Source organism: Chryseobacterium sp. HNCC26DJ238, assembly GCF_057180465.1.
Window position 1 is genome coordinate 157,432 of record NZ_JBXUGI010000008.1, and the last position, 20,420, is coordinate 177,851.

19 protein-coding genes are annotated in these 20,420 nt (G+C 36.8%); 16 read left to right on the forward strand and 3 right to left on the reverse strand.

Annotated features, from left to right (window positions below):
* Positions 1-57: 57 nt before the first annotated feature.
* The 8 genes from AC2A07_RS09695 to AC2A07_RS09730 all read left to right on the forward strand — a co-directional run bounded on the left by AC2A07_RS09695 (position 58) and on the right by AC2A07_RS09730 (position 9,130).
* Complete coding sequence (locus AC2A07_RS09695; protein ID WP_484050213.1) at positions 58-1,176, forward strand: alpha/beta hydrolase; 1,119 nt, start codon at positions 58-60, stop codon at positions 1,174-1,176.
* Positions 1,177-1,181: 5 nt separating this feature from the next.
* Positions 1,182-2,597 (forward strand): leucyl aminopeptidase family protein, encoded by a 1,416-nt coding sequence (locus tag AC2A07_RS09700; protein WP_314491454.1) that lies wholly within the window; start codon positions 1,182-1,184, stop codon positions 2,595-2,597.
* 140 nt (positions 2,598-2,737) lie between these two features.
* Positions 2,738-3,949 (forward strand): ATP-grasp domain-containing protein, encoded by a 1,212-nt coding sequence (locus AC2A07_RS09705; protein WP_484050214.1) that lies wholly within the window; start codon positions 2,738-2,740, stop codon positions 3,947-3,949.
* A 171-nt stretch (positions 3,950-4,120) separates the two neighbouring features.
* Entirely contained in the window at positions 4,121-4,834 is a 714-nt protein-coding gene (locus AC2A07_RS09710; RefSeq protein ID WP_314491459.1) for an alpha/beta hydrolase-fold protein, read from the forward strand.
* Between the two features lie 48 nt (positions 4,835-4,882).
* Positions 4,883-5,836: an ATP-grasp domain-containing protein gene (locus tag AC2A07_RS09715; RefSeq protein ID WP_484050215.1), complete on the forward strand. Its 954-nt coding sequence runs from the start codon at positions 4,883-4,885 to the stop codon at positions 5,834-5,836.
* 23 nt (positions 5,837-5,859) lie between these two features.
* Entirely contained in the window at positions 5,860-6,978 is a 1,119-nt protein-coding gene (locus tag AC2A07_RS09720) for a carboxylate-amine ligase (protein WP_314491464.1), read from the forward strand.
* 32 nt (positions 6,979-7,010) lie between these two features.
* Positions 7,011-7,847 (forward strand): type 1 glutamine amidotransferase, encoded by an 837-nt coding sequence (locus AC2A07_RS09725; protein WP_484050216.1) that lies wholly within the window; start codon positions 7,011-7,013, stop codon positions 7,845-7,847.
* Positions 7,848-7,945: 98 nt separating this feature from the next.
* On the forward strand, positions 7,946-9,130 hold the full coding sequence (locus tag AC2A07_RS09730; RefSeq protein WP_484050217.1) for a hypothetical protein: 1,185 nt from the start codon (positions 7,946-7,948) through the stop codon (positions 9,128-9,130).
* A 141-nt stretch (positions 9,131-9,271) separates the two neighbouring features.
* On the opposite strand, the gene cphA is transcribed toward AC2A07_RS09730, so the two are convergent.
* On the reverse strand, positions 9,272-11,899 hold the full coding sequence (gene cphA, locus AC2A07_RS09735; protein ID WP_484050218.1) for a cyanophycin synthetase: 2,628 nt from the start codon (positions 11,897-11,899) through the stop codon (positions 9,272-9,274).
* A 198-nt stretch (positions 11,900-12,097) separates the two neighbouring features.
* Between cphA and AC2A07_RS09740 the strand changes: the two genes are divergently transcribed.
* The 3 genes from AC2A07_RS09740 (at position 12,098) to AC2A07_RS09750 (ending at position 14,276) form a co-directional block, all read left to right on the forward strand.
* Complete coding sequence (locus AC2A07_RS09740; RefSeq protein WP_484050219.1) at positions 12,098-12,982, forward strand: cyanophycinase; 885 nt, start codon at positions 12,098-12,100, stop codon at positions 12,980-12,982.
* Positions 12,983-13,092: 110 nt separating this feature from the next.
* A complete protein-coding gene (locus AC2A07_RS09745; RefSeq protein ID WP_484050220.1) occupies positions 13,093-13,935 on the forward strand; it encodes an isoaspartyl peptidase/L-asparaginase in 843 nt (280 codons plus the stop codon).
* A 98-nt stretch (positions 13,936-14,033) separates the two neighbouring features.
* Positions 14,034-14,276 (forward strand): YtxH domain-containing protein, encoded by a 243-nt coding sequence (locus tag AC2A07_RS09750; RefSeq protein ID WP_314491481.1) that lies wholly within the window; start codon positions 14,034-14,036, stop codon positions 14,274-14,276.
* 49 nt (positions 14,277-14,325) lie between these two features.
* Here AC2A07_RS09750 and AC2A07_RS09755 read toward each other — a convergent pair whose 3' ends face one another.
* Positions 14,326-15,123 (reverse strand): class I SAM-dependent methyltransferase, encoded by a 798-nt coding sequence (locus AC2A07_RS09755; RefSeq protein WP_484050221.1) that lies wholly within the window; start codon positions 15,121-15,123, stop codon positions 14,326-14,328.
* A gap of 205 nt (positions 15,124-15,328) precedes the next feature.
* Between AC2A07_RS09755 and AC2A07_RS09760 the strand changes: the two genes are divergently transcribed.
* Genes AC2A07_RS09760 through AC2A07_RS09780 form a run of 5 tightly spaced genes read left to right on the forward strand, consistent with a single transcriptional unit; the run spans position 15,329 to position 19,979 of the window.
* On the forward strand, positions 15,329-16,354 hold the full coding sequence (locus tag AC2A07_RS09760) for a hypothetical protein (protein ID WP_484050222.1): 1,026 nt from the start codon (positions 15,329-15,331) through the stop codon (positions 16,352-16,354).
* A gap of 4 nt (positions 16,355-16,358) precedes the next feature.
* Positions 16,359-17,309 (forward strand): hypothetical protein, encoded by a 951-nt coding sequence (locus AC2A07_RS09765; RefSeq protein ID WP_484050223.1) that lies wholly within the window; start codon positions 16,359-16,361, stop codon positions 17,307-17,309.
* Positions 17,309-18,916: a ligand-binding sensor domain-containing protein gene (locus tag AC2A07_RS09770; protein WP_484050224.1), complete on the forward strand. Its 1,608-nt coding sequence runs from the start codon at positions 17,309-17,311 to the stop codon at positions 18,914-18,916. The genes AC2A07_RS09765 and AC2A07_RS09770 overlap by 1 nt, the downstream gene beginning before the upstream one ends.
* Positions 18,913-19,485 (forward strand): retropepsin-like aspartic protease family protein, encoded by a 573-nt coding sequence (locus AC2A07_RS09775; RefSeq protein ID WP_484050225.1) that lies wholly within the window; start codon positions 18,913-18,915, stop codon positions 19,483-19,485. The genes AC2A07_RS09770 and AC2A07_RS09775 overlap by 4 nt, the downstream gene beginning before the upstream one ends.
* The gene (locus AC2A07_RS09780) at positions 19,482-19,979 is read left to right on the forward strand and encodes a thermonuclease family protein (protein WP_484050226.1); all 498 of its coding nucleotides are present in this window, start codon (positions 19,482-19,484) and stop codon (positions 19,977-19,979) included. Before AC2A07_RS09775 ends, AC2A07_RS09780 begins: the two co-directional genes overlap by 4 nt.
* An 8-nt stretch (positions 19,980-19,987) precedes the next feature.
* Here the strand turns inward: AC2A07_RS09780 and AC2A07_RS09785 are convergent, their stop codons facing one another.
* On the reverse strand, positions 19,988-20,359 hold the full coding sequence (locus AC2A07_RS09785; RefSeq protein WP_484050227.1) for a hypothetical protein: 372 nt from the start codon (positions 20,357-20,359) through the stop codon (positions 19,988-19,990).
* Between the last annotated feature and the right edge of the window lie 61 nt (positions 20,360-20,420).

Below are 20,420 nucleotides of genomic sequence, written 5' to 3' on the forward strand. Positions count from 1 at the left end.
AAGTTTTTTTTATACTTTTATGAGTTAAATAAAATACATTCTTTTTTAAACACAAATATGAAGTTTATACTTTACACGGGTGAAGCCGACGAAAGGCCTATATTTATAACCGGAAACTTTAATATGTGGAATCCAAAAGATTCCCGGTATCAGCTGATACAGACAGATCCCCATAATTACTACATTGAAATATTTGAGGAGTTTCTCCCGGATGTTATTGAATTCAAGTATACAAAAGGAGGCTGGGAGAATGTAGAACTTGACCAGTACGGAAGCATCACCCCCAATAAAAAAGCAGTAAAGTCTTCAGAAGTCATTTCCTCTGTTGTAGAAAAATGGAGATATAACTGGGGACCTTTTAAAGAGGAGTTTTATCCTATTGTTGAAATCATTTCTGAAGAATTTTACATTCCTCAGCTGGAAAGGTACCGCAAGGTCTGGGCTCTGCTCCCTTACGATTATTATGTTTCTGACAAACATTACCCGGTTCTTTATCTTCAGGATGCTCAAAATTTATTCAATGAAGGTAGTCCCTACGGAAATTGGGAAATTGATAAAAAACTTTCAATACTTGCTGAATATGGCCGCGGCGATGTCATCATCATTGCTATTGAACACGGAAGCGAAGAAAGAATCAAAGAGTATATTTTTGATAATGACAACGTAGCCAACGGTTCTGAGGGGAAAAAATACATCCGTTTTATTACAGATACTTTAAAACCTTTCGTCGATGAAAACTACCGCACCAAAAAAGACAGAGAAAATACCGGAATCGGTGGAAGTTCATTAGGAGCACTGATCAGTATCTACAGTGGATTTTTATATCCTGAAGTTTATTCAAAACTCCTCATTTTCTCTCCGTCTCTCTGGGTAGAGCCTAATAATAACTTTCCTATGATGAGCTTCAGGGTTCCGTTCAAGACTAAAATATATCTATACGGTGGCGAAAAGGAGGGATCAAAAATGGTTAAGAGAATACAGGTCTTTGAAAATTATCTGAAAAGATGGGAAAAGAAAAATTTGTTTGATTTTGAATTTAAAACAAATATCAATCCCGAAGGCTCTCATAACGAATTTTACTGGTCACAGGAATTCCCGAGAGCTATCGAATGGCTTTTTTACAACAACACAGAAAACCCTGTTGAGGTAACACCGCATCAGGAAACCAAAAATTAAACAATATGAAATTATTAAACAAAAGAAATAAAAGTTACGCACAGATTTTTGAATTATTTACAGAAGAATCTTGGGCCGAAAACAGTAAAAATTATAATAAAAATATACAGTTGCTTTTCTCAGGAAAGAAGTATGAAGTTTTTATCGATGCAAAAGATGAATCTGTCACCTACTTTATCGGATTGGGAAAATCTGATCTTCAGAATTTTGAATTCCAGCAGGTTGCTGTTAAATTTTCTCAGGCCAACCGGAAAAATTTTCAGTCATACCCAACCTTAATTTCTGCAGATCTGATTACTGAAAGCCAGTTTGAAGAATTTATAAAAGGTCTTTTCTTAGGAACTTATCAGTATCCGTTTCAGAAAACACATGTTTTCTGGAATGAAAATTTTGAACTTCATTTTGGAAATATAAGTCAGAAAAAATTAGATACCGTCATAAGCAGAACTGAGGCCTTATGCGAAGGTCAGACCGCCTGTCAGGACTGGCTCAACAAACCTGCAAATTTAAAAAGACCTGAAGATGTAAATACATATCTGAAAAACCTGGCAAAGAAAAACCAGCTTAATTATACTGTATTCAACAGAAAAAAATGTGAAGAACTGGGATTGGGAGCCTTTGCTGCAGTCAATCAGGGAAGTGCCTATGATGCCGCTTTTACTATCCTGGAATATAAAAGCAACGTCAAAAATGCAAAAACTTTCGGTCTGGTAGGAAAATGCGTTTTATTTGATACCGGTGGGATTTCGATCAAGGCCTCAGACAATATGCATTATATGAAGTCTGATATGGGTGGAGCAACAGCAGTTATCGGAGCTTTGATCTATGCTTCGAAAATGAAATTGCCGGTAAATATTACTGCCATTTTACCTATTACAGATAATGCTGTTTCCGAAAATGCCTATCTTCCGAGTGATGTTGTTACAGCCTACAACGGAAAGACCATTGAAGTCCTCAATACAGACGCTGAAGGAAGAATGACTCTTGCAGACGGACTTTCCTATCTTTCCAAGAACTATAAAACAGATGTTCTGATTGATCTCGCCACCCTTACAGGAAGTTCGGTAAGAATGTTTGGTGATACCTGTGGTGCGATGTTTTCTAACAGTGAAGATTTAAAAAACCGTCTGATAAAAACAGGAGACAAAACAAATCAGAGGGTGTGGAACCTCCCATTGTGGGATATCTGGAAGGATGATTTTAAATCTGACGTAGCTGATTTTAAAAACATCTCTATGAAACCTATCGGAGACTGCATTATTGCGGCAAAATTTTTAGAACAGTTTATTGAAGGACATCCTAACTGGGCGCATCTTGACATTGCCGGAGTTGCATTTGGAAACGTAGGATATGCCAAAGATAAAGCTGCAACAGGATATGGAGTACAATTACTGGCTGATTTAATTGAAAATTATTACTAAAAATTAGTTTATTTAAAAATTTCTCTGTATAATTGATTAGTGATTTTCAAATATTCATCGATTATTGATTTTACACATTAAAACATCAATAAAAAATATATTTTATCTTTGAATATTCACCAAAAACTAAAAAACATTATATGGAGAAGAAAACCATTGTATGCATTTCGTGCTATTACAAAGGCTATGATTTTATGGATGAGATGAAAAAGCTCGGTAATAAAGTTATCCTTATAACATCAGAAAACCTTAAAGAAAAAAACTGGCCGTGGGAAGCTATTGACGAGGTCTTCTATATGCCTGAAGTAAAACCATCTGTCTGGAATCTTGATCATCTTATTCAGGGATTTTCTCATTTAATGAAGACCCGAAAGGTAGATGCGGTCATTGCACTTGACGACTATGACGTTGAAAAAGCGGCATTAATCCGTGAAACATTTCGTATTCCGGGAATGGGACAGACTACGCACCGTTATTTCAGAGATAAACTGGCTATGCGCCAGAAAGCAAAAGATTCAGGCATCAATGTTCCGGAATTCACTGCCGTATTTAATGATCATGAAGTTGAAAAATTCATTGATAAAATACCTGCTCCCTGGGTTTTAAAACCCCGTTCCGAAGCATCAGCATCGGGAATCAAAAAGCTTAAGACCAAAGAAGAACTATGGAAAGCCTTAGAAAATCTGGGTGAAGAACGTCATCTTTTTCTCTTGGAAAGCTTTAAGCCGGGTGATGTGTATCATGTTGACAGCTTAACCTTTAATAAGGAAATTGTTTTCACTTCTGCTTCAAAATATTTAGCACCACCCATGGAGGTTTCCCATGAAGGAGGTGTTTTCAGAACCAGAACATTAGGCCGTTATTCGGAGGAATTTAAGGCGCTGGATGATGCCAATAAAAAAGTCCTTATAAATTTCGGCTTGCTTAACGGTGCCACCCATACAGAATTTATCCGCGGTAAAGAAGACGGTAAGTGGTATTTTCTTGAAACCTCATCAAGAGTTGGCGGTGCACATATTCCTGATTTGGTGGAAGCATCAAGCAATATCAATATCTGGCGTGAATGGGCAAAAATAGAAGATGCACTTCTGAGAGGCAAAAACTATGAAGTTTCTAAACCTACAGGGTACTATTCAGGATTGATTATCGCTTTAATTAAAGATAGACAACCTGACTATAATCAGTTTGAATGTGAAGAAGCAGTCAAATTTCTTCCGATTGATTATCACGTAGGAATTGTTTACAAATCAAAAGATTCTGATAAAATCACAGAAAGATTAGACCGCGCTGCAGAAAATATCCATAAGAATCTTCTGAATATTATTCCGCCTCAGGAAAAACCGAGTGCATAGAACAAATTAGCAATAGTAACAGCCTAATCTTACAGCATTAATAATAGAATGCCTGATTCACTGATATCTGATTTTTATCAACTTAAAATCAATGAATTTAGAAATTGGTTTATGATCCGACTATACGGATTTCTTTTTAAAAATTTAAACCTAAATTAAAATCCATCTTACATGCCACAAATAGAACATACCGATTATTACTCAAATATATTAGGAACAAGCCTTAAAGTAGAAGTCACCGGACATTTCGGTTACCCTATCATTATGTTTCCGACTTCACAGGGACAGTATACCCAGAACAATGATTTTAACCTGAATGGCAGTATCAACTGGTTTGTCGAGCAGGGTAAAGTAAAATTATATAATATTCAGACGATTGATGCATGGAGTTTTTATGACGAAAAAATAACTCCTCAACAGAGAATCAAAAATTATGAAAAATATGTTCAGTTTCTGATTAAGGAATTTGTTCCTTACATACAGAAACTTCATAATACTCACCGCGTAGCCGTTGCCGGGGCAAGTTTCGGAGGCTATCACGCTGCTAATTTTGCTTTCAGGTTTCCGGATGTTGTTTCTCATTTATTCAGTCTTTCCGGAGCTTTCAGTATCAGGAATTTCATGGATGGATATTCCGATGAACTGGTCTATTTCAACTGTCCAAGAGAATTTGTAAAAAATGATGACGCCTGGAAATACAGACATATGCACATCGTTCTGAGTACCTCAGATGAGGATATCTGCAGGGATAAAAATGTTGAAATGGCAGAAATTCTCCGCTCAAAGGGAATTGATTTCTGGTATGATGAAAAAAAGTGGATCAACCACGACTGGCCACTGTGGAGAATGGCATTTCCTAATTTCATAGGAACATTCTTCTCTTAAAATCCAAACAAATCAAATATTTATATTAAAAAACTAAAAAGACAAATTATGGCAAAGAAAGTAGGAATTTTATTCGGAATGGAAGATACATTTCCATGGGCATTTATCGACAGGGTCAACGAATTGGGAAAAGGAGAAATCACAGCAGAAGCAGTTACGATTGATAAATTGGAACAGGGAGCAGATTATGGATACGCTGTAATCATTGACAGAATTTCTCAGGATGTTCCTTTCTACAGAGCCTATCTGAAAAATGCAGCTCTGAATGGCACGTACGTCATCAATAATCCTTTCTGGTGGAGTGCAGACGAAAAATTTTTTAATAATGCTCTGATGTCGAAACTTGGAATTCCTTTACCAAACACTGTTTTACTGCCTTCCTACGAAAGGCCTGATGATACGTCGGAAACATCATTCAGAAATCTTAAATTTCCTCATGACTGGGACTACATTTTTGATTATGTAGGTTTTCCGGCTTATATGAAACCGCATGACGGCGGAGGATGGAAAAGTGTTTACAGAGTGGAAAGTCCCCAGGATCTTTGGGATAAATTATCTGAAACAGAACAGCTGGTGATGATGGTTCAGGAAGAAATTGTTTTTCAGGATTACTACAGGGTATACTGTCTGGGCAAGAAATATGTTCATATCATGCCTTACGAGCCAAGAAATCCGCATCATTTGAGATATGCGACCACCCATCAGACGGAGGATAAAGATTTGGAAAAACTGTTAAAAGTAATCCATGATTACACGATTAAAATGAATGAAGCTTTAGGATATGATTTCAATACGGTAGAATTTGCAGTAAGAGATGGAATTCCTTATGCAATAGATTTCTGTAATCCTGCACCGGATGCTGACAGAAAATCTGTAGGTGAAGAAAATTTCGCATGGATCGTAGAGCATTCAGCAAAATTAGCTATCGAAAAAGCAAAAGAATACGTTCCCGGAAAACAGAATATCTCCTGGGGAACTTTTGTGAAGGATTCAGTAAAATAAACTCAACAAAACACAGGAAAAGAATGCATCAGTTTACTATTGGTATTGAAGAAGAATATCAGATCATCGATTTAGAAAGCAGGGATCTGGTATCCCATGTTTCAAAAATCATTGAGGGAGGCAAGGCTGTTCTAAGTGAAAACTTAAAGCATGAAATGCACGAATCCATGATTGAAATGGAAACCGGAATCTGTCAGAATATTCAGGAGGCGCGTACTGAACTGACGAACCTTAGAAGACACCTTATCAAAACGGCACATGAGCAGGGGCTTCGTGTGTCAGGAGGTGGTACGCATCCTTTTTCAAACTGGGAACACAATACCATAACCGATGGTGAGCGATATAATAAAATCGTGGATGATATGGGAGATGTGGCCCGTGGAAACCTTATTTTCGGACTGCACGTCCATATCGGAATTCCCAACCGTGAAGAAGGAGTAAGAATACAGAATGTGATGCGTTATTTCCTGCCGCATGTTTATGCACTTTCAGTGAATTCACCGTTTTGGATCGGCAGAAATACAGGTTTCAGATCGTACAGACAGGAGATTTTCGTAAAATTTCCGAGGACCGGAATTCCAAGTTATTTTAATTCTCTGGCAGAATTTGACAGCTATGTTGATCTCCTGGTAAAAACAGGAACCATTGACAACGCAAAAAAAATCTGGTGGGATTTACGTGTTCATCCTTTCTACCCTACTATAGAATTCAGAATCTGCGATATGCCTCTGAGAATTGACGAAACAGTGTGTCTTGCAGCCATTATGCAAAGCTTAGTTGCTAAAATTTATAAACTGCACCAGCAGAACCTCAGTTTCAGAAGCTACAGAAGATTACTGCTTAATGAAAATAAATGGCGTGCTTCCAGAGATGGTATCCATTCTCATCTCATTGATTTTGGCAAGGAAGAATCCGTACCTTATCCCGATTTGCTGAAAGAACTGCTTGAGTTTATTGATGATGTTGTAGACGATCTGGGATGCAGAAAAGAAGTGGAATACGCCTGGACGATTTTAGAAAACGGGACGGGAGCAGACAGACAGTTAAAAGTCTTTCAGGAAACCGGAGATTTAACGAAAGTCGTTGATTACATGATCTCTGAGACAGAATATGGAATTACGCATAGTGAAAACGCATCGTAATATTTTAATAACTTTGCACAAAATATGAAGTTATGAAAGAGGTAAGAATTGCTTTACTGGACATGAACAACAATCACGTCAATCAGGGTTTTAAAAATATAAAAGAAATTTCAGAAGCTTTCAGGGAAGAATCTGAAGAAAGCATCAGTATTAACGCATTTGATGTCCGGTTTAAGAATGAAATTCCAAACGTAGAGGATTTTGATATTTTTATTTCTTCAGGAGGTCCCGGAAATCCTCATCGGGAAGGACTCGAATGGGAAGATAGATATGCTCATTTTTTAGATTCAGTATATCAGCATAACCTGAAAAAGAATGACACTAAAAAATATCTTTTTTTAATATGCCATTCTTTTCAGCTGGCAAGTATTCACTGGAATCTGGGAAACATCTGTAAAAGAAATTCCTATTCCTTTGGGGTAATGCCCATGCATAAGACAGATGAGGGTAAGGAAGAATTTTTATTTAAAAATCTTCCTGAACCGTTCTATGCGGTGGATTCAAGAGCTTACCAGTTTATAGAACCTGATGCGGAACGTTTTGAAGAACTGGGGATGAAAATTGTTGCTATAGAGAAATTCCGTCCTCATATTAATCTGGAAAGAGCCATAATGGCGATTCGTTTTTCGGACGAAATTTTCGGAACTCAGTTTCATCCGGAAGCCAATCCTGCAGGAATGATTGAAAACCTTAAAGATGAAAAAAACAAACAGGCAATGATTGAAAACTACGGAATGGAAAAATACCTGGAGACTGTTGACCGCATGGATGATGAAGAAAAGATCCTCCTCACACAGACGCAGATCCTGCCAAGGTTTTTGAATTCGGCAAAAAATAACATTTTAAGAGATGTCGAAGCAATGGTATAAACGGCATATAAGCTCCTGCTTTTTACAATAGCTAAAAGAATAAAATTTAAAATCGGGTGTTCTATGCCCGATTTTTTTAAAATCACAAAGAAAAAAATATGATTCCAAAATACAGAAAACAGTTCAATCAGGAATTTACTCAGGAAAAATATGGGCGTTGTAAAGAAATCCTACAGGAAAAGAGTGGTTTGCTGCCCTCTTTCAGGCTTTCTGAAAGTCCGATGTTCCTTACGAATGAATTTAAAAGCAAACTGATTGATGCCAGTGAAAGTATTATCAATCAGATCAAAGATTTATCCCCGGAAACTTTAGAAAAAGCAATCCCTTCAGACTGTAAAGTTCCCAACGACACGGCCAAACCTCATTTTTTCACTATTGATTTCGGAATCTGTAAAAGTGAAAACGGAGAAATTGAGCCCCAGCTGATCGAACTGCAGGCTTTCCCATCACTGTATGCCTTTCAGAAAGTATATGAAGACACATTCTGTGAGGTGTACCCTTTTCTGGATGAAATTAAATACAACATATCTCAGCATGAGATCCAGAAATATCTTAAAGAACTGATTGTAGGTGATGAAAATCCCGAACAGGTGATCTTACTGGAAATTTTCCCTGAAAAACAAAAAACCGCTATCGATTTTGCATTAACTGAAAAATTGCTGGGAATAAAAACGGTATGTCTTACGAAGGTCAGGAAAGAAGGAACACTTCTCTTTTATGAAAATGAAGGCAGAAAAACGCAGATCAAAAGAATATACAACCGTGTGATCTTTGATGAATTAGACCGTATTCCTGATCTTCAGCTTGAATTTGACTTTCGTGAAGAAGCGGATGTAAAATGGATCACGCACCCCAACTGGTTTTTCAAAATTTCAAAATTTCTATTACCGATGCTGAAGCATCAGTATGTTCCGAAAAGTTATTTCCTGCATGAATTTCCTGAAAATGAACATCTTGAAAATTTTGTACTGAAACCTTTATTTTCGTTTGCAGGCAGCGGAGTAAATTTAAATCCAACAAAGGAAATCACAGATTCAATTGATGATAAAGAAAATTACATTCTGCAGCGAAAAGTAAATTACGAACCTGCGTTTGAAGATATCAACGGGGATTTTTCAAAAGCTGAAATCCGTCTGCTTTATATCTGGAGAGAACAGGATGAATTTCCTATCCTGCTGGAAAACCTGGGACGGATGACCAAAGCTTCGATGGTCAACGTAGATTTTAATAAGAAAGATGCCATCTGGATCGGAAGTTCCAATGCTTTTTTTGCGGAAGAATAAATCAAAATGATCATAAAAGTCAGTTTTTATTTTAAATCTGAGGTCAGTAAACTCCAATTTCTAAAATTGAAATCATACTTGTAAACAGCAAAAACCTCAGAAAATTCTGAGGTTTTTATTATTCTATGAATTTAGGCCTGATTAAAACTTATCACCTTCGAGTAATTCTCTCGTCTGGTACTCCTGTACTAAATCAATGGCATTTGAAATCACATCACTCAAAGCTGTAATGAAGGTTCCTTCTTCTGCCATCCCCATGGCATGTTTCAACGCTTCTATTTCTTTAGGAATGGTCTCGTAGCTTACGTCTCTTCCCGAAGTCTGCATTCCTTCGATGATCAATCCGTTGATCTCTTCTTCAGTCCTTCCACGAAGGTGCTTCTCATTTCTGATAATGATATGATCAAACATTCTGCCTGCAATTTTTCCGCAAAGCCTGATATCTTCATCTCTTCTGTCACCCACTCCGGAAATAATACCGATTTTCTTGGTCGATTCTACATTTTTAAGATAATCTTCAATCGCTTCATACCCTGCCGGATTATGGGCGAAATCAATTAGGACCTTAAAGTTTTTGAAATTAAATATATTCAACCTTCCGGGAGTTAGCTGTGCACTGGGAATAAATGTTCTCAGAGAATTCGAAATATCTTCTATCCCAAATCCCTGTAAGTAGCAGGCCAAACTAGCTGCCAGAACATTATCGATCATGAATTTTGCCTTTCCTTCCATGGTAATCGGGAAGTCTTTCGCTTTTCCTATTCTGATTTTCCAGTCCCCTTTTTTGATCGTTACAAAACCTTCTTCATAGACACAGGTAATCCTGCCCTCTTTTGCGAATTTTTTAATGTGTTCATTGTTTTCATCAATACTGAAAATGGCAACATTGCTAGGTAAATCATTGATGATCCTCATTGAATATTCATCCTCTGCATTCAAAACACTCCATCCATTCTTCTTTACACTGTCCAGCACTACTCTTTTTACTTTGGTCAGATCTTTCAGATTGTGAATATCATTCAGTCCTAAATGATCTTCTTTAATATTGGTCAGAACGCCGATATCACATTGGGAGAAACCTAAACCTGAACGGAGGATTCCTCCTCTGGCAGTTTCAAGAACAGCAAATTCGACTGTCGGATCTTTTAAGATAAATTCAGCAGAAACGGGACCTGTGGTATCCCCTTTCGTCAGCATGGTATTCTGAATGTAAATTCCGTCAGAGGTAGTAAAACCTACACGGTATCCATTATTTTTAACAATATGGGAGATCAGTCTTGTAGTCGTTGTTTTTCCGTTGGTACCGGTTACCGCAATGATCGGAATTGTGAACGGTTTTCCCTGAGGATATAACATATCCACAACAGGAGCTGCTACGTTTCTCGGAAGACCTTCACTTGGCGCAAGGTGCATTCTGAAACCCGGGGCAGCATTCACTTCAATGATTGCTCCTCCGCTTTCTTTTAAAGGCTGGGTAAGATTCTCAGCCATAATATCAATTCCACAAACATCCAAGCCGATGATTTTCGAAATTCTTTCTGCCATCGTAATGTTTTCCGGATGCACCATATCGGTGACATCAATAGAAGTACCACCTGTCGAGAGGTTGGCAGTTGATTTCAGATAAACCACTTCACCTCTTTGAGGAACAGTTACTAAAGTATAATTCAGTTTGTCCAGTAATTCGGTCGTATCTTTATCTACAGCGATCTCTGTCAGGACGTTTTCATGCCCGTAGCCTCTCCTCGGATCCTGATTTTCCTTATCAATCAGCTGCTGAAGATTCATCTCGCCATCTCCCACTACATGAGCAGGAACGCGTCTTGCTGCAGCCACCATTTTATTATTGATGACTAAAACTCTGAAGTCATATCCGGTAATATATTTTTCAACAATAACTTTGTTCGAATATTTCTGAGCATGCTCCAAACCGATTTTTGCAACTTCCCAGTCGGTCACATTAATTGAAGATCCTTTTCCGTGATTACCGTCAAGGGGTTTGATCACGACAGGATATCCAATTTTATCAATGACACTCTGTAATTCTTCTTCATTGATAATTACGTCACCCGTCGGGACAGGAATTGCTGCATCATTCAGCATTCTTTTGGTCAGTTCCTTATTGCAGGCAATATCTACTGCTATCGAACTTGTATTTCCTGTAATGGTTGCCTGGAATCTTTGCTGATTAACACCATATCCTAACTGAACCAGAGAGTTTGTTCCCAATCTGATCCATGGGATTTTTCTGGAAACTGCCTCCTGTACGATACTCCCTGTAGAAGGTCCGAGACGTACCCGCTCTCTGATTTCTTTTAAACGCTGTATACAGCCTTCGATATCATAATCATCCCCATTGATCAGTGCATGGGCAATTTCAACAGCCTGTTCAGCTGCGTAAATTCCTGTGTTTTCTTCTATATAATCAAATACGACATTATAAACGCCGGAAGTTTTTGTTTCACGTGTTCTTCCAAAACCGGTTTCCATTCCGGCTAAAGTCTGAATTTCCAGCGCTATATGTTCAATGACATGCCCCATCCAGGTGCCTGTTTCCACACGGTGAAAAAAACCACCGTGTGTGCCTTCAGAACATCGGTGGCTGATAAGTGACGGAATCAGTTTTTCTATTCTTTCACGAAAGCCTTCAATTTTATTGGTAGGAAAATTTTCCAGCTCTTCAAGATCCAAACGCATCTGTATCAGCTTCTTTCTTCTAATACTCCAAATATTAGGACCCCTCAAAGCTTGTATCTTCTCAATTTTCATATTTTAATAACGTAATTTTTATTAGTAAAAAATATCTTTTAGAATCAAAGATAATGCAAAACATGAACAAAAACCTCAGGGTGTTTAAAGATTTATTAAAAAAGTTCATAATTTGTAATCAATTTAGAATCAAAGCAAATACGTTAAAAAACCCTCAATGTTTCGTAGACAGGTAATTATTTTCTAACTTTGTGGGATATGAAACCTGTTGGAAAATTAATTATTATCGGTGGAGCTGTTAATAAAGGCAGTTTCTCAGAAACCGATTACGATCAGAATATTGAAAAAAATCTTAACTTTTTTGAAAGAGGAATTTTAAGAAAAATCATTACTGAATCTAAAAACAAAGAAAACTCTGTGATCGAAGTGATTGCTACAGCATCACAAATACCACAAATCGTAAGTGCAGAATATAAAAGAGCTTTTGAATTTTTAGGAGCTAAGAATGTCAATATTCTCAATATTCAAAACCGTGAAGAAGCCAATTCGGATGCCGTCGTCGCCAGAGCAAATGCAGCGGATGTTGTGATGTTCACCGGTGGTGATCAGCTGAGACTGACCTCTATTCTTGGTGGAACCCGGTTTCATGATACGATCCTTCTGAAATATATGGAACAGGATTTCATTTATTCAGGGACTTCTGCAGGTGCTGCTGCAGCTTCAGAAAATATGATCTATCAGGGAAGCAGCTCTGAAGCTCTCTTAAAAGGAGAAATAAAGACGACCCAGGGATTAGGGTTAATCGACAATGTGATTGTTGATACTCATTTTGTACAGCGTGGCAGAATAGGACGTCTGTTTCAGGCTGTAGTAAACAATCCGAGAACTTTAGGAATCGGCTTAGGAGAAGATACCGGACTTTTTATTTACAATGATACCATGACAGCAGTAGGATCGGGACTTGTGATTATTGTAGACGGACGGTTTATCAAAGACACCAACCTTACCAACATTAATCTGGGAGAACCTATTTCGATTGATAATCTTACCGTTCACGTCATGTCCATGAATGACCATTATGATTTGACCACAAGAAAATTAACGATCGAAAATTCTCAGTTTAATCCGGTTCCACACACGTAAAAACAATTTTGTTATCTGATGATTATTGACTGTCTAAATCACTCGCTACTCCATCAATCATCCACTTATCAATTATCATTTATCAATCATCAATTATACCTAACAGCTATATGAAAATCATCATTCACGGAGGTTTTTTCTCTGAAAGTGACCAGAGCCATGAGGTGAAAGTTGCCAAGCAAAATTCTTTAAAGGATATCGTCAGTAAATCTTATCAGTATCTGGAATCTCATTCAGCATTTGAAACCGTGGCTTATGCAGTTTCTCTTCTTGAAGATGATGTACTGTATAATGCAGGAACAGGTTCACAAATTCAGGGCGATGGAGTTATCCGGATGAGTGCCGCCATCATGGACGGTACTACTCAGAAAATGAGTGGAGTTATCAATATTGAAGATGTGAAAAATCCTATTCTCGTTGCTAAAGACCTTATTTCTGAAGATGACAGGGTTTTAGGCGGAAGCGGTGCAAAAAAATACGCTTCCGAACATGGTTTTGAAAACTTTTCGACAGAAATTCCTCAAAGAAGAAAAGAATATGAAGCCAAATTAAGTAATGGTGGAAAAGGAACGGTAGGCTGTGTTGCCTGGGATCAGGATGGAAATTTAGCTGCTGCAACTTCAACCGGAGGCAAAGGTTTTGAAATTCCGGGAAGAATTTCTGATTCTGCGACCGTGGCCGGAAATTATGCCAATCAGTTCTGTGCAGTGAGCTGTACAGGTGTAGGTGAAGATATTGTAAGTAATGCCACTGCAACAAAAATTGTTACAAGAGTCAGTGACGGAATGAATCTCGAAAAAGCATTTACAAAAACTTTCGATGAACTAAAAAAAATTGACGGTTTTGCAGGTGCTATTGCTATCGACAAAGACGGAAATTTCTATCATCAGAATTCTTATCCAACGATGGTATTTGCCTCTTTCGACGGAGAAAATTTTGAAATATTTAATTAAAGTTTAACATATTTTTATTAATCCCTTATATTTTTTGGCACGTATTTTACATAGTTATTGGTATAAATAATTTAATATAACTTTTAAAATCAGAAATCATGGGAAATAAGACAAACGGTATTTTAGCTTTATTAGGATTAGGTGCTTTAGCTTACTGGAAATACAAAAAATCAACTCCTGAAGAGCAGCAGGCTGTAAAGGATAAGATTAACAATGCAAAGGATAATTTCAACAAATGGGGAAATGACCTGAAGTCAAAAGCAAATGATGTAGCTTCACAGGCTCAAAATAAATTTGACGAAGCAAAAACCAAAGTTGAAGATACTGCATCCAATATCTAAGACCTAAACAAATTTTAATATTTTTACATTCATATAAAAGAAGTCATCATTACGATGACTTCTTTTTTGCATGTACTGCATAGACCATTGGAATTTTATTGCCAAACTTTTCTATTCTCCACTTTCCTTTTTCAAATTCTTCCAGATGTCTGAAACAGGGATAAGGTGACCAGTCAAATTCTCTGAAGTTTCTTATAATCAAATCTTCATCGATCAGGTTTTGCAGAACGTCACACAGCGGATGATTCCATGAAATATACTCCTGAACAATAGCTGCTGAAGCATCAGCATAGGTTCCTTCTGAAGTTTCAATAATTGGCTTTTCATTAAAATAATTATAAATAACCCCATCAAAATTGTCATCATACATCCAGACTACAGGATGAAATTCTGCCATAATAAATGCTCCTCCGGGTTTCAGAAAATGATTTATCACCCCTGCCCACTGTTTTAAGTCCGGAAGCCAACCGATTGTTCCGTAACTTGTAAAAACAATATCAAATTTTTCATCCAAAACCTTTGGGAGATAATACACATCAGTACAGATAAATTGGGTATCAGTTCCACATTGATGAGCTAACTCTTTGGCTTTATCAATGGCTTTATCCGATAAATCAATTCCTGTAACTTTTGCTCCCATTCTTGAAAGCGAAACAGAATCCTGTCCGAAATGACATTGGAGATGCAGAATACTTTTTTCTTTTATATCTCCCAGTAAATCCAGTTCGATAGAATTAAGCGAATTTCTTCCTTTTAAAAACTCATCGACAAAATAGAAGTCAGACTCAAAGTGCGGATCTACTCTTGCATTCCATGAATTTTTATTGATTTCCAGATAATTTTCCATTGGTATTTATTTTCTGTAAATATATTTTTTTTGAACCAAATCTTCAAATTGAGGATTCCCGTAAAAAAGTTTTAAATAGCTTATGTAGGTTTGCAGCAGGTAATTAATCAAATATTAAGTAGGGCACTGATCAAGGTTTAAAACTGTTCTTTTTTGATGCAAAACTTATTTACAGAGAAAATAAAAATTAATAACAATTATAAAAATGAGTAAAAATTCTTCTTTAGGAGCACCGGACCTATTTTTAGGCGTGCTTGCCATAATGCTGATAAGCGTTAGTTTTTATCAGACCTGGCTTGGGCTTGAACAAATTTTCGGAAATGCTTCTTTTGTGATCGCCCTGGTTCTTTCATTACTTCTGTTATTTCTCTGCTGGATGCTGAGAGCTGCCAAACTGGAGGGAAAACCAACAGGAAGCTTAGTGGGTATTTATATTTTTATTGCTTCATTCTGTTTCATTGCAAATTTTAATGCTCTGTACACCAGATTTATGCGTACTGATATTTATACCAACGAACTGCGAACGATCAATGAAGATTTCAACACATTAGAAAGTAATGTAGAATCTAAATTAAATTATAAATACCCAAAAGAAACGACCAGAAATATTGAGATTAAGAAAAAACAGCTGATGGCTCAGATTATTGATCCTGCCAACCAAGGAATCGGCAGCAGAGCACAGTCGCTGATAAGAGATATTGAAAAAATGACGGGTCAGAAAGTTGATCTTTTAACTCCTGTCGGAAATGACTATGATGATTTAGCCGTAAGAATGGGAACTCAGATTGACAATATGGTCATGGATCTGTCTCCGGATGAGCGGAATTTAAAATCTGATATCAACAATTCTGTTCTGAAATGGAATAAAAAAGTACAGGAATTTTTATTGCTTCCTAAAAAAGACAAAGATGATTTTGCACAAAGCCTTATTGACAATGCCCTGACTGATTACAATAAGTTAGGAAGCAGGGGAACCAATGTTCTGGGCGAAGACAAATTTAAATTTGAACCTTTACTTTCTAAGACACAGGATGTGGGAAAAATTGGTTATGCTTTTGAACATGCTGTCAAAAATTTCGGAATGTATCAGTTTGTTGTTTTAGCAGGATGTATTTTGCTCGATTTTGTGATTGTTATTATAATTCTTCTGGTAACAAACCCCGATCGCAACAGCAATAATGGAAGTGTATTAAACAGAAAAAAAGGCAGAACATTAATCCCTAACAGATAAAAAGATGACCAACAACGACAAACCATTTTCATTTGATGATTATGAAGATAATTATCCGGAAATAAATCACGAAACAATTGAGCATCCTGTCACTTATACAATTCCTGAAATAGAAGATGACGGCTTTGTTCCTACTTCCAACGGAAGTTCAACGACCGTGCAGAATAAAGACAGCAACTTCATCTTTTTCTATGGCACATCAGCATCAGGAAAATCCGTAATCCTGTCTGCAATTTTATATTACATGAATTCTGTTGCCGGAGTTCTGAGGCCTAAACTGGGAAGTCCAAACTCAAGAGAAGCTCATGTTTTGCTTGCAGATTTCTTCGAAAATATAAAAAGAGGCATTCTCCCTAACAGAAGCACAAGAGATCAGGTTACACGGTTGGATTTCGTATTTGATCCCAATAACAAATCTAAAAAAGTACCGCCAGTAAGTTTATCGTTTCTTGAGACCAACGGAGAAAACCACAATGAAATTTCCAGAGGTGGTAAATACCATGACAGTATTGACGCTTATCTAAACTCTGACATTCCGCTGAATTTCATTATTGTGACTAGCTATGACAGAGCTCACAGTGAAGATTCCAAGATTGTTGAGTTTTTAGATTATCTTGAAAGAAAAGGCAAAAACCTGAGCAATGTCAATGTCCTGTTAGTCATTTCCAAATGGGATAAATCCGGGAATATTGGTATTGATAATGAAGAGCAGCTTGAAAATTTTATCAGGCAAAGATTAAGCATGACCAATAACAGACTTGACACCTATAATCTTAATAAAACGTACTTTACCATAGGAAATGTACAGAATCAGGATGGAATGGAAAAAATAACCCTGCTGAATCTTGACTCTGCAGGAGTGATTGCCAAATGGCTGTATCATAACATCGCAGGCTATGATCTGGATTACGAAGGAACATTCTGGGAAAAAATAAAATTCAGCATCTCTAAATAATGAAAAACATCAATGTATTCGGATATGCAACCTTTGGAACTCCAAATGGTTTTACCCAGTCCTGCATCTATGGAAATCAGGGATTGGAAAAAGTTTTAAAAACATTTGACCTCAAAACAAATGCTATACAGTTACTTTCACCTAATGACCGTATTTACTCAATCAGAAAAGAATCTTTGCAGAATACAGTTATCGTCTCCTATTCTGTCTACACGTACGCAAAAGAAAAAAGTTCTAACAGAAGCGGAACTTTTATAGGGACAAGCCTGGTCTTTACCAATGAGATCATTCCTGAGAATTCAGTTTTAACTGCCCTTCACGATATCCATCAAAAGCTGAAAAACAATAATGTCAGTCAGAATATTTTAAATATCAACCATTCTAAAGATTTTAATATTCAGAATATTTTTTCAAAAGATTTTGAAAAACTGGAACATCAGAACGCAAAAATCAGCTTTCCTGATTGGGAAAATTCCGGGAAAAACCTGGTCATTTTTACATCAAAATTTGAAAATAGTGAAATACAGAATTTGTTTAAAAAGTCATTACAGATACTCTCTAAATACGATACCCTGTTTTTTATTGACAGTAAAGAAATAGCTGATTTTGTATCTCAGAAAAGACTTTTCAGGTTAATTGATATTACCGGACTCGATCAGGAAATTCAAAGCCTGCAGGAGGAAAAGAAGCAGAATGCTTTAAACATCCTGAGGAATTTTAAAAATCAGAAAGAAAAAATGACGGAGGAAGGCAAAAAAGAATCTGAAAATCTTAAAAGGCAGATTGATAAAAATACGGAGAGACACCGTGAAAACAGTGCAAATATTGAAAAATCTAAAAACAGTTTAACTGCTCTGCAACAGCTTTATCAGAAACATTCTGAGGAATTTGATGTCATTATTGCCGGGTTGGAGTCCGGAAAACAGCTTGGAGAAATGAATCAGTCTTTCGAACAGTGTGAGAGAAAATTTAAGGAAGAAAAGAAAAGATTAAGTACAACCGTTGAAATTTCATCTTTAACTGGCCATAAGCCTGTAAACAGTGTAACTTCTTATATTGATCCGTATCGTAATCGTTTTGATGATGAAGATCCTGAAACAACCCAAAAAAGTTCTAAAACCGGAATCTTAACAATTATATCTGTAATTTTAAATATACTTTTAATCGGTGCTGTTGTATATCTGTTTATTTTAAATGATCCGACAGAGAAAAAAGTCGCCGTTACAGAAACTGCCGGCTCTGTTGGAGAAGAAGAACCTATTTTGGAAAAAGACACCATAATTATACAGAATCAGCTCAATCCACTCCCCAACAGTTTTGCCAAGGATGAAAAAAATAAAATCCTGGTATTGGATCAGCTGACGGACAATATCACCAATATTGATAAGGCAGTAGAAATCATTTTTGAAAAGAATGAAATTATCAAAAAATATTACAGGTTTCAAAAAGAGGATTACGGTTTACTTCTTATCAGGGAAAACCCGGATGCGTTCGATTCGAATAAACTTTTAGTAAAAAAATCTTATCTACAGAAAATTCCGTCGTATTCGTCCGATTCCTTAAAAAATAACCCTTCACCTGATTCTGTATTGAAGACCAACCCATGAAGCTACTATTTTCTTTTTTCATTCTCATCTTACTCTCAGCCTGTAAACATCCTGACAGTAAAGGTGATGAAAGAAAAATCGTTTCTGTTCAAATTCCTGAGGAAAATTATCCTGAAGAAAATACTTTTATTTCCACCGACAGTGCCGTAACTTACGAGGAAATAACTGAAGAGTCATCTGTTTCTGAAAATATTCTTCCCATGGAAAATGAAAACGGTGTAAAGTACGTTTGGATTGAAATCAACGGGCTGAAGCTTAAATTTATTTTTGATACGGGAGCAAGCAGCATCTGTATTTCATCAGCAGAAGCCAGTGTGATGTACCGACAGGGGACACTGAGAAAAGAAGATATCGTAGAAACCGAATATTTTCAGGATGCGACAGGAACGATCTCTGAAGGAACAAAAATCAATCTGAGAACAGTAAGGGTTGGAGACATTACCTTACATGATGTAAAGGCTACTGTAATTGACAATGCCGATGCACCCCTTCTTTTAGGACAGTCTGTTTTAGAAAAATTCGGAAATATTGAGATTGATAACAGCAATAATATAATTATTTTTAAATGATCCTCAAAACGTTTTTACTCCTCATCTTCCCTATCCTGTTTTTTTCGCAGAGTAAGACCTACAAAGTCATTGGCATCAAAGATGGGGATACGGTAGAATTATTCATGGACGGAATATCTCAGGTCGTACGGTTGTCAGACATTGACTGTCCTGAGAAAAAACAGCCTTACGGTAATAATGCGAGACAGTTTATCTCTGATCTGTGCTTCGGAAAATATGTGATGATTAATGAACATTTTAAGAGGGACCGAAATAAAAGAATCATCAGTGAAATCATTCTGACAGACGGAACCAATGTTAATAAAGAACTCGTCAGAAACGGACTGGCGTGGCATTATAAAAAATATTCTAAAGACCCGTCTTATGAAGAACTTGAATCCAATGCGAGGAGAGAGAAAATAGGACTATGGAAAGAAGAATATCCTGTTGCTCCCTGGGAATGGAGAAAGCACTCACGATCTCCCAAACGCCTATCCTCTTACTCTGTTTTCTAAATTCTATTTCAGTTCTTTTTTTTTATCTGTGTTAAACAGCTGTTGTAAACATAGGTCAAGGGAAGTAAAGAGATCATAAGAATCACAATCATACCGTTCAGTCTGTCATTATACTCACTTACCTTATAAATATACTCATTGTATTTTTTCAGGTAATAAACATTAATGTAGGATCCCACAGGAAATTGCAGACAGATATCATAATTAAGTTTTACTGAATAGTCCCTGTCAATCACATGAATCATTACCCTTGAATTTGATCTGGATCCATTCCTACAAAACTGTCTGATAACCGTCTGTGAGCTCCTCATCCCGTCTTCAGTAGTTTCGTGATATTTCTTATCAGAATACCATGCATATATCAAAATAACAATCACCATTACTGTAAAGAAAAGGTGATTGTTACTGTAATATTTTTTATACGGTCTGAAAGCAATTAAA

Coding starts and splice junctions, on each gene's coding strand:
- AC2A07_RS09695 (WP_484050213.1), top strand. CDS start 58: ATGAAGTTTATACTTTACACGGGTGAAGCCGACGAAAGGCCTATATTT.
- AC2A07_RS09700 (WP_314491454.1), top strand. CDS start 1,182: ATGAAATTATTAAACAAAAGAAATAAAAGTTACGCACAGATTTTTGAA.
- AC2A07_RS09705 (WP_484050214.1), top strand. CDS start 2,738: ATGGAGAAGAAAACCATTGTATGCATTTCGTGCTATTACAAAGGCTAT.
- AC2A07_RS09710 (WP_314491459.1), top strand. CDS start 4,121: ATGCCACAAATAGAACATACCGATTATTACTCAAATATATTAGGAACA.
- AC2A07_RS09715 (WP_484050215.1), top strand. CDS start 4,883: ATGGCAAAGAAAGTAGGAATTTTATTCGGAATGGAAGATACATTTCCA.
- AC2A07_RS09720 (WP_314491464.1), top strand. CDS start 5,860: ATGCATCAGTTTACTATTGGTATTGAAGAAGAATATCAGATCATCGAT.
- AC2A07_RS09725 (WP_484050216.1), top strand. CDS start 7,011: ATGAAAGAGGTAAGAATTGCTTTACTGGACATGAACAACAATCACGTC.
- AC2A07_RS09730 (WP_484050217.1), top strand. CDS start 7,946: ATGATTCCAAAATACAGAAAACAGTTCAATCAGGAATTTACTCAGGAA.
- cphA (WP_484050218.1), bottom strand. CDS start 11,899: ATGAAAATTGAGAAGATACAAGCTTTGAGGGGTCCTAATATTTGGAGT.
- AC2A07_RS09740 (WP_484050219.1), top strand. CDS start 12,098: ATGAAACCTGTTGGAAAATTAATTATTATCGGTGGAGCTGTTAATAAA.
- AC2A07_RS09745 (WP_484050220.1), top strand. CDS start 13,093: ATGAAAATCATCATTCACGGAGGTTTTTTCTCTGAAAGTGACCAGAGC.
- AC2A07_RS09750 (WP_314491481.1), top strand. CDS start 14,034: ATGGGAAATAAGACAAACGGTATTTTAGCTTTATTAGGATTAGGTGCT.
- AC2A07_RS09755 (WP_484050221.1), bottom strand. CDS start 15,123: ATGGAAAATTATCTGGAAATCAATAAAAATTCATGGAATGCAAGAGTA.
- AC2A07_RS09760 (WP_484050222.1), top strand. CDS start 15,329: ATGAGTAAAAATTCTTCTTTAGGAGCACCGGACCTATTTTTAGGCGTG.
- AC2A07_RS09765 (WP_484050223.1), top strand. CDS start 16,359: ATGACCAACAACGACAAACCATTTTCATTTGATGATTATGAAGATAAT.
- AC2A07_RS09770 (WP_484050224.1), top strand. CDS start 17,309: ATGAAAAACATCAATGTATTCGGATATGCAACCTTTGGAACTCCAAAT.
- AC2A07_RS09775 (WP_484050225.1), top strand. CDS start 18,913: ATGAAGCTACTATTTTCTTTTTTCATTCTCATCTTACTCTCAGCCTGT.
- AC2A07_RS09780 (WP_484050226.1), top strand. CDS start 19,482: ATGATCCTCAAAACGTTTTTACTCCTCATCTTCCCTATCCTGTTTTTT.
- AC2A07_RS09785 (WP_484050227.1), bottom strand. CDS start 20,359: ATGGTGATTGTTATTTTGATATATGCATGGTATTCTGATAAGAAATAT.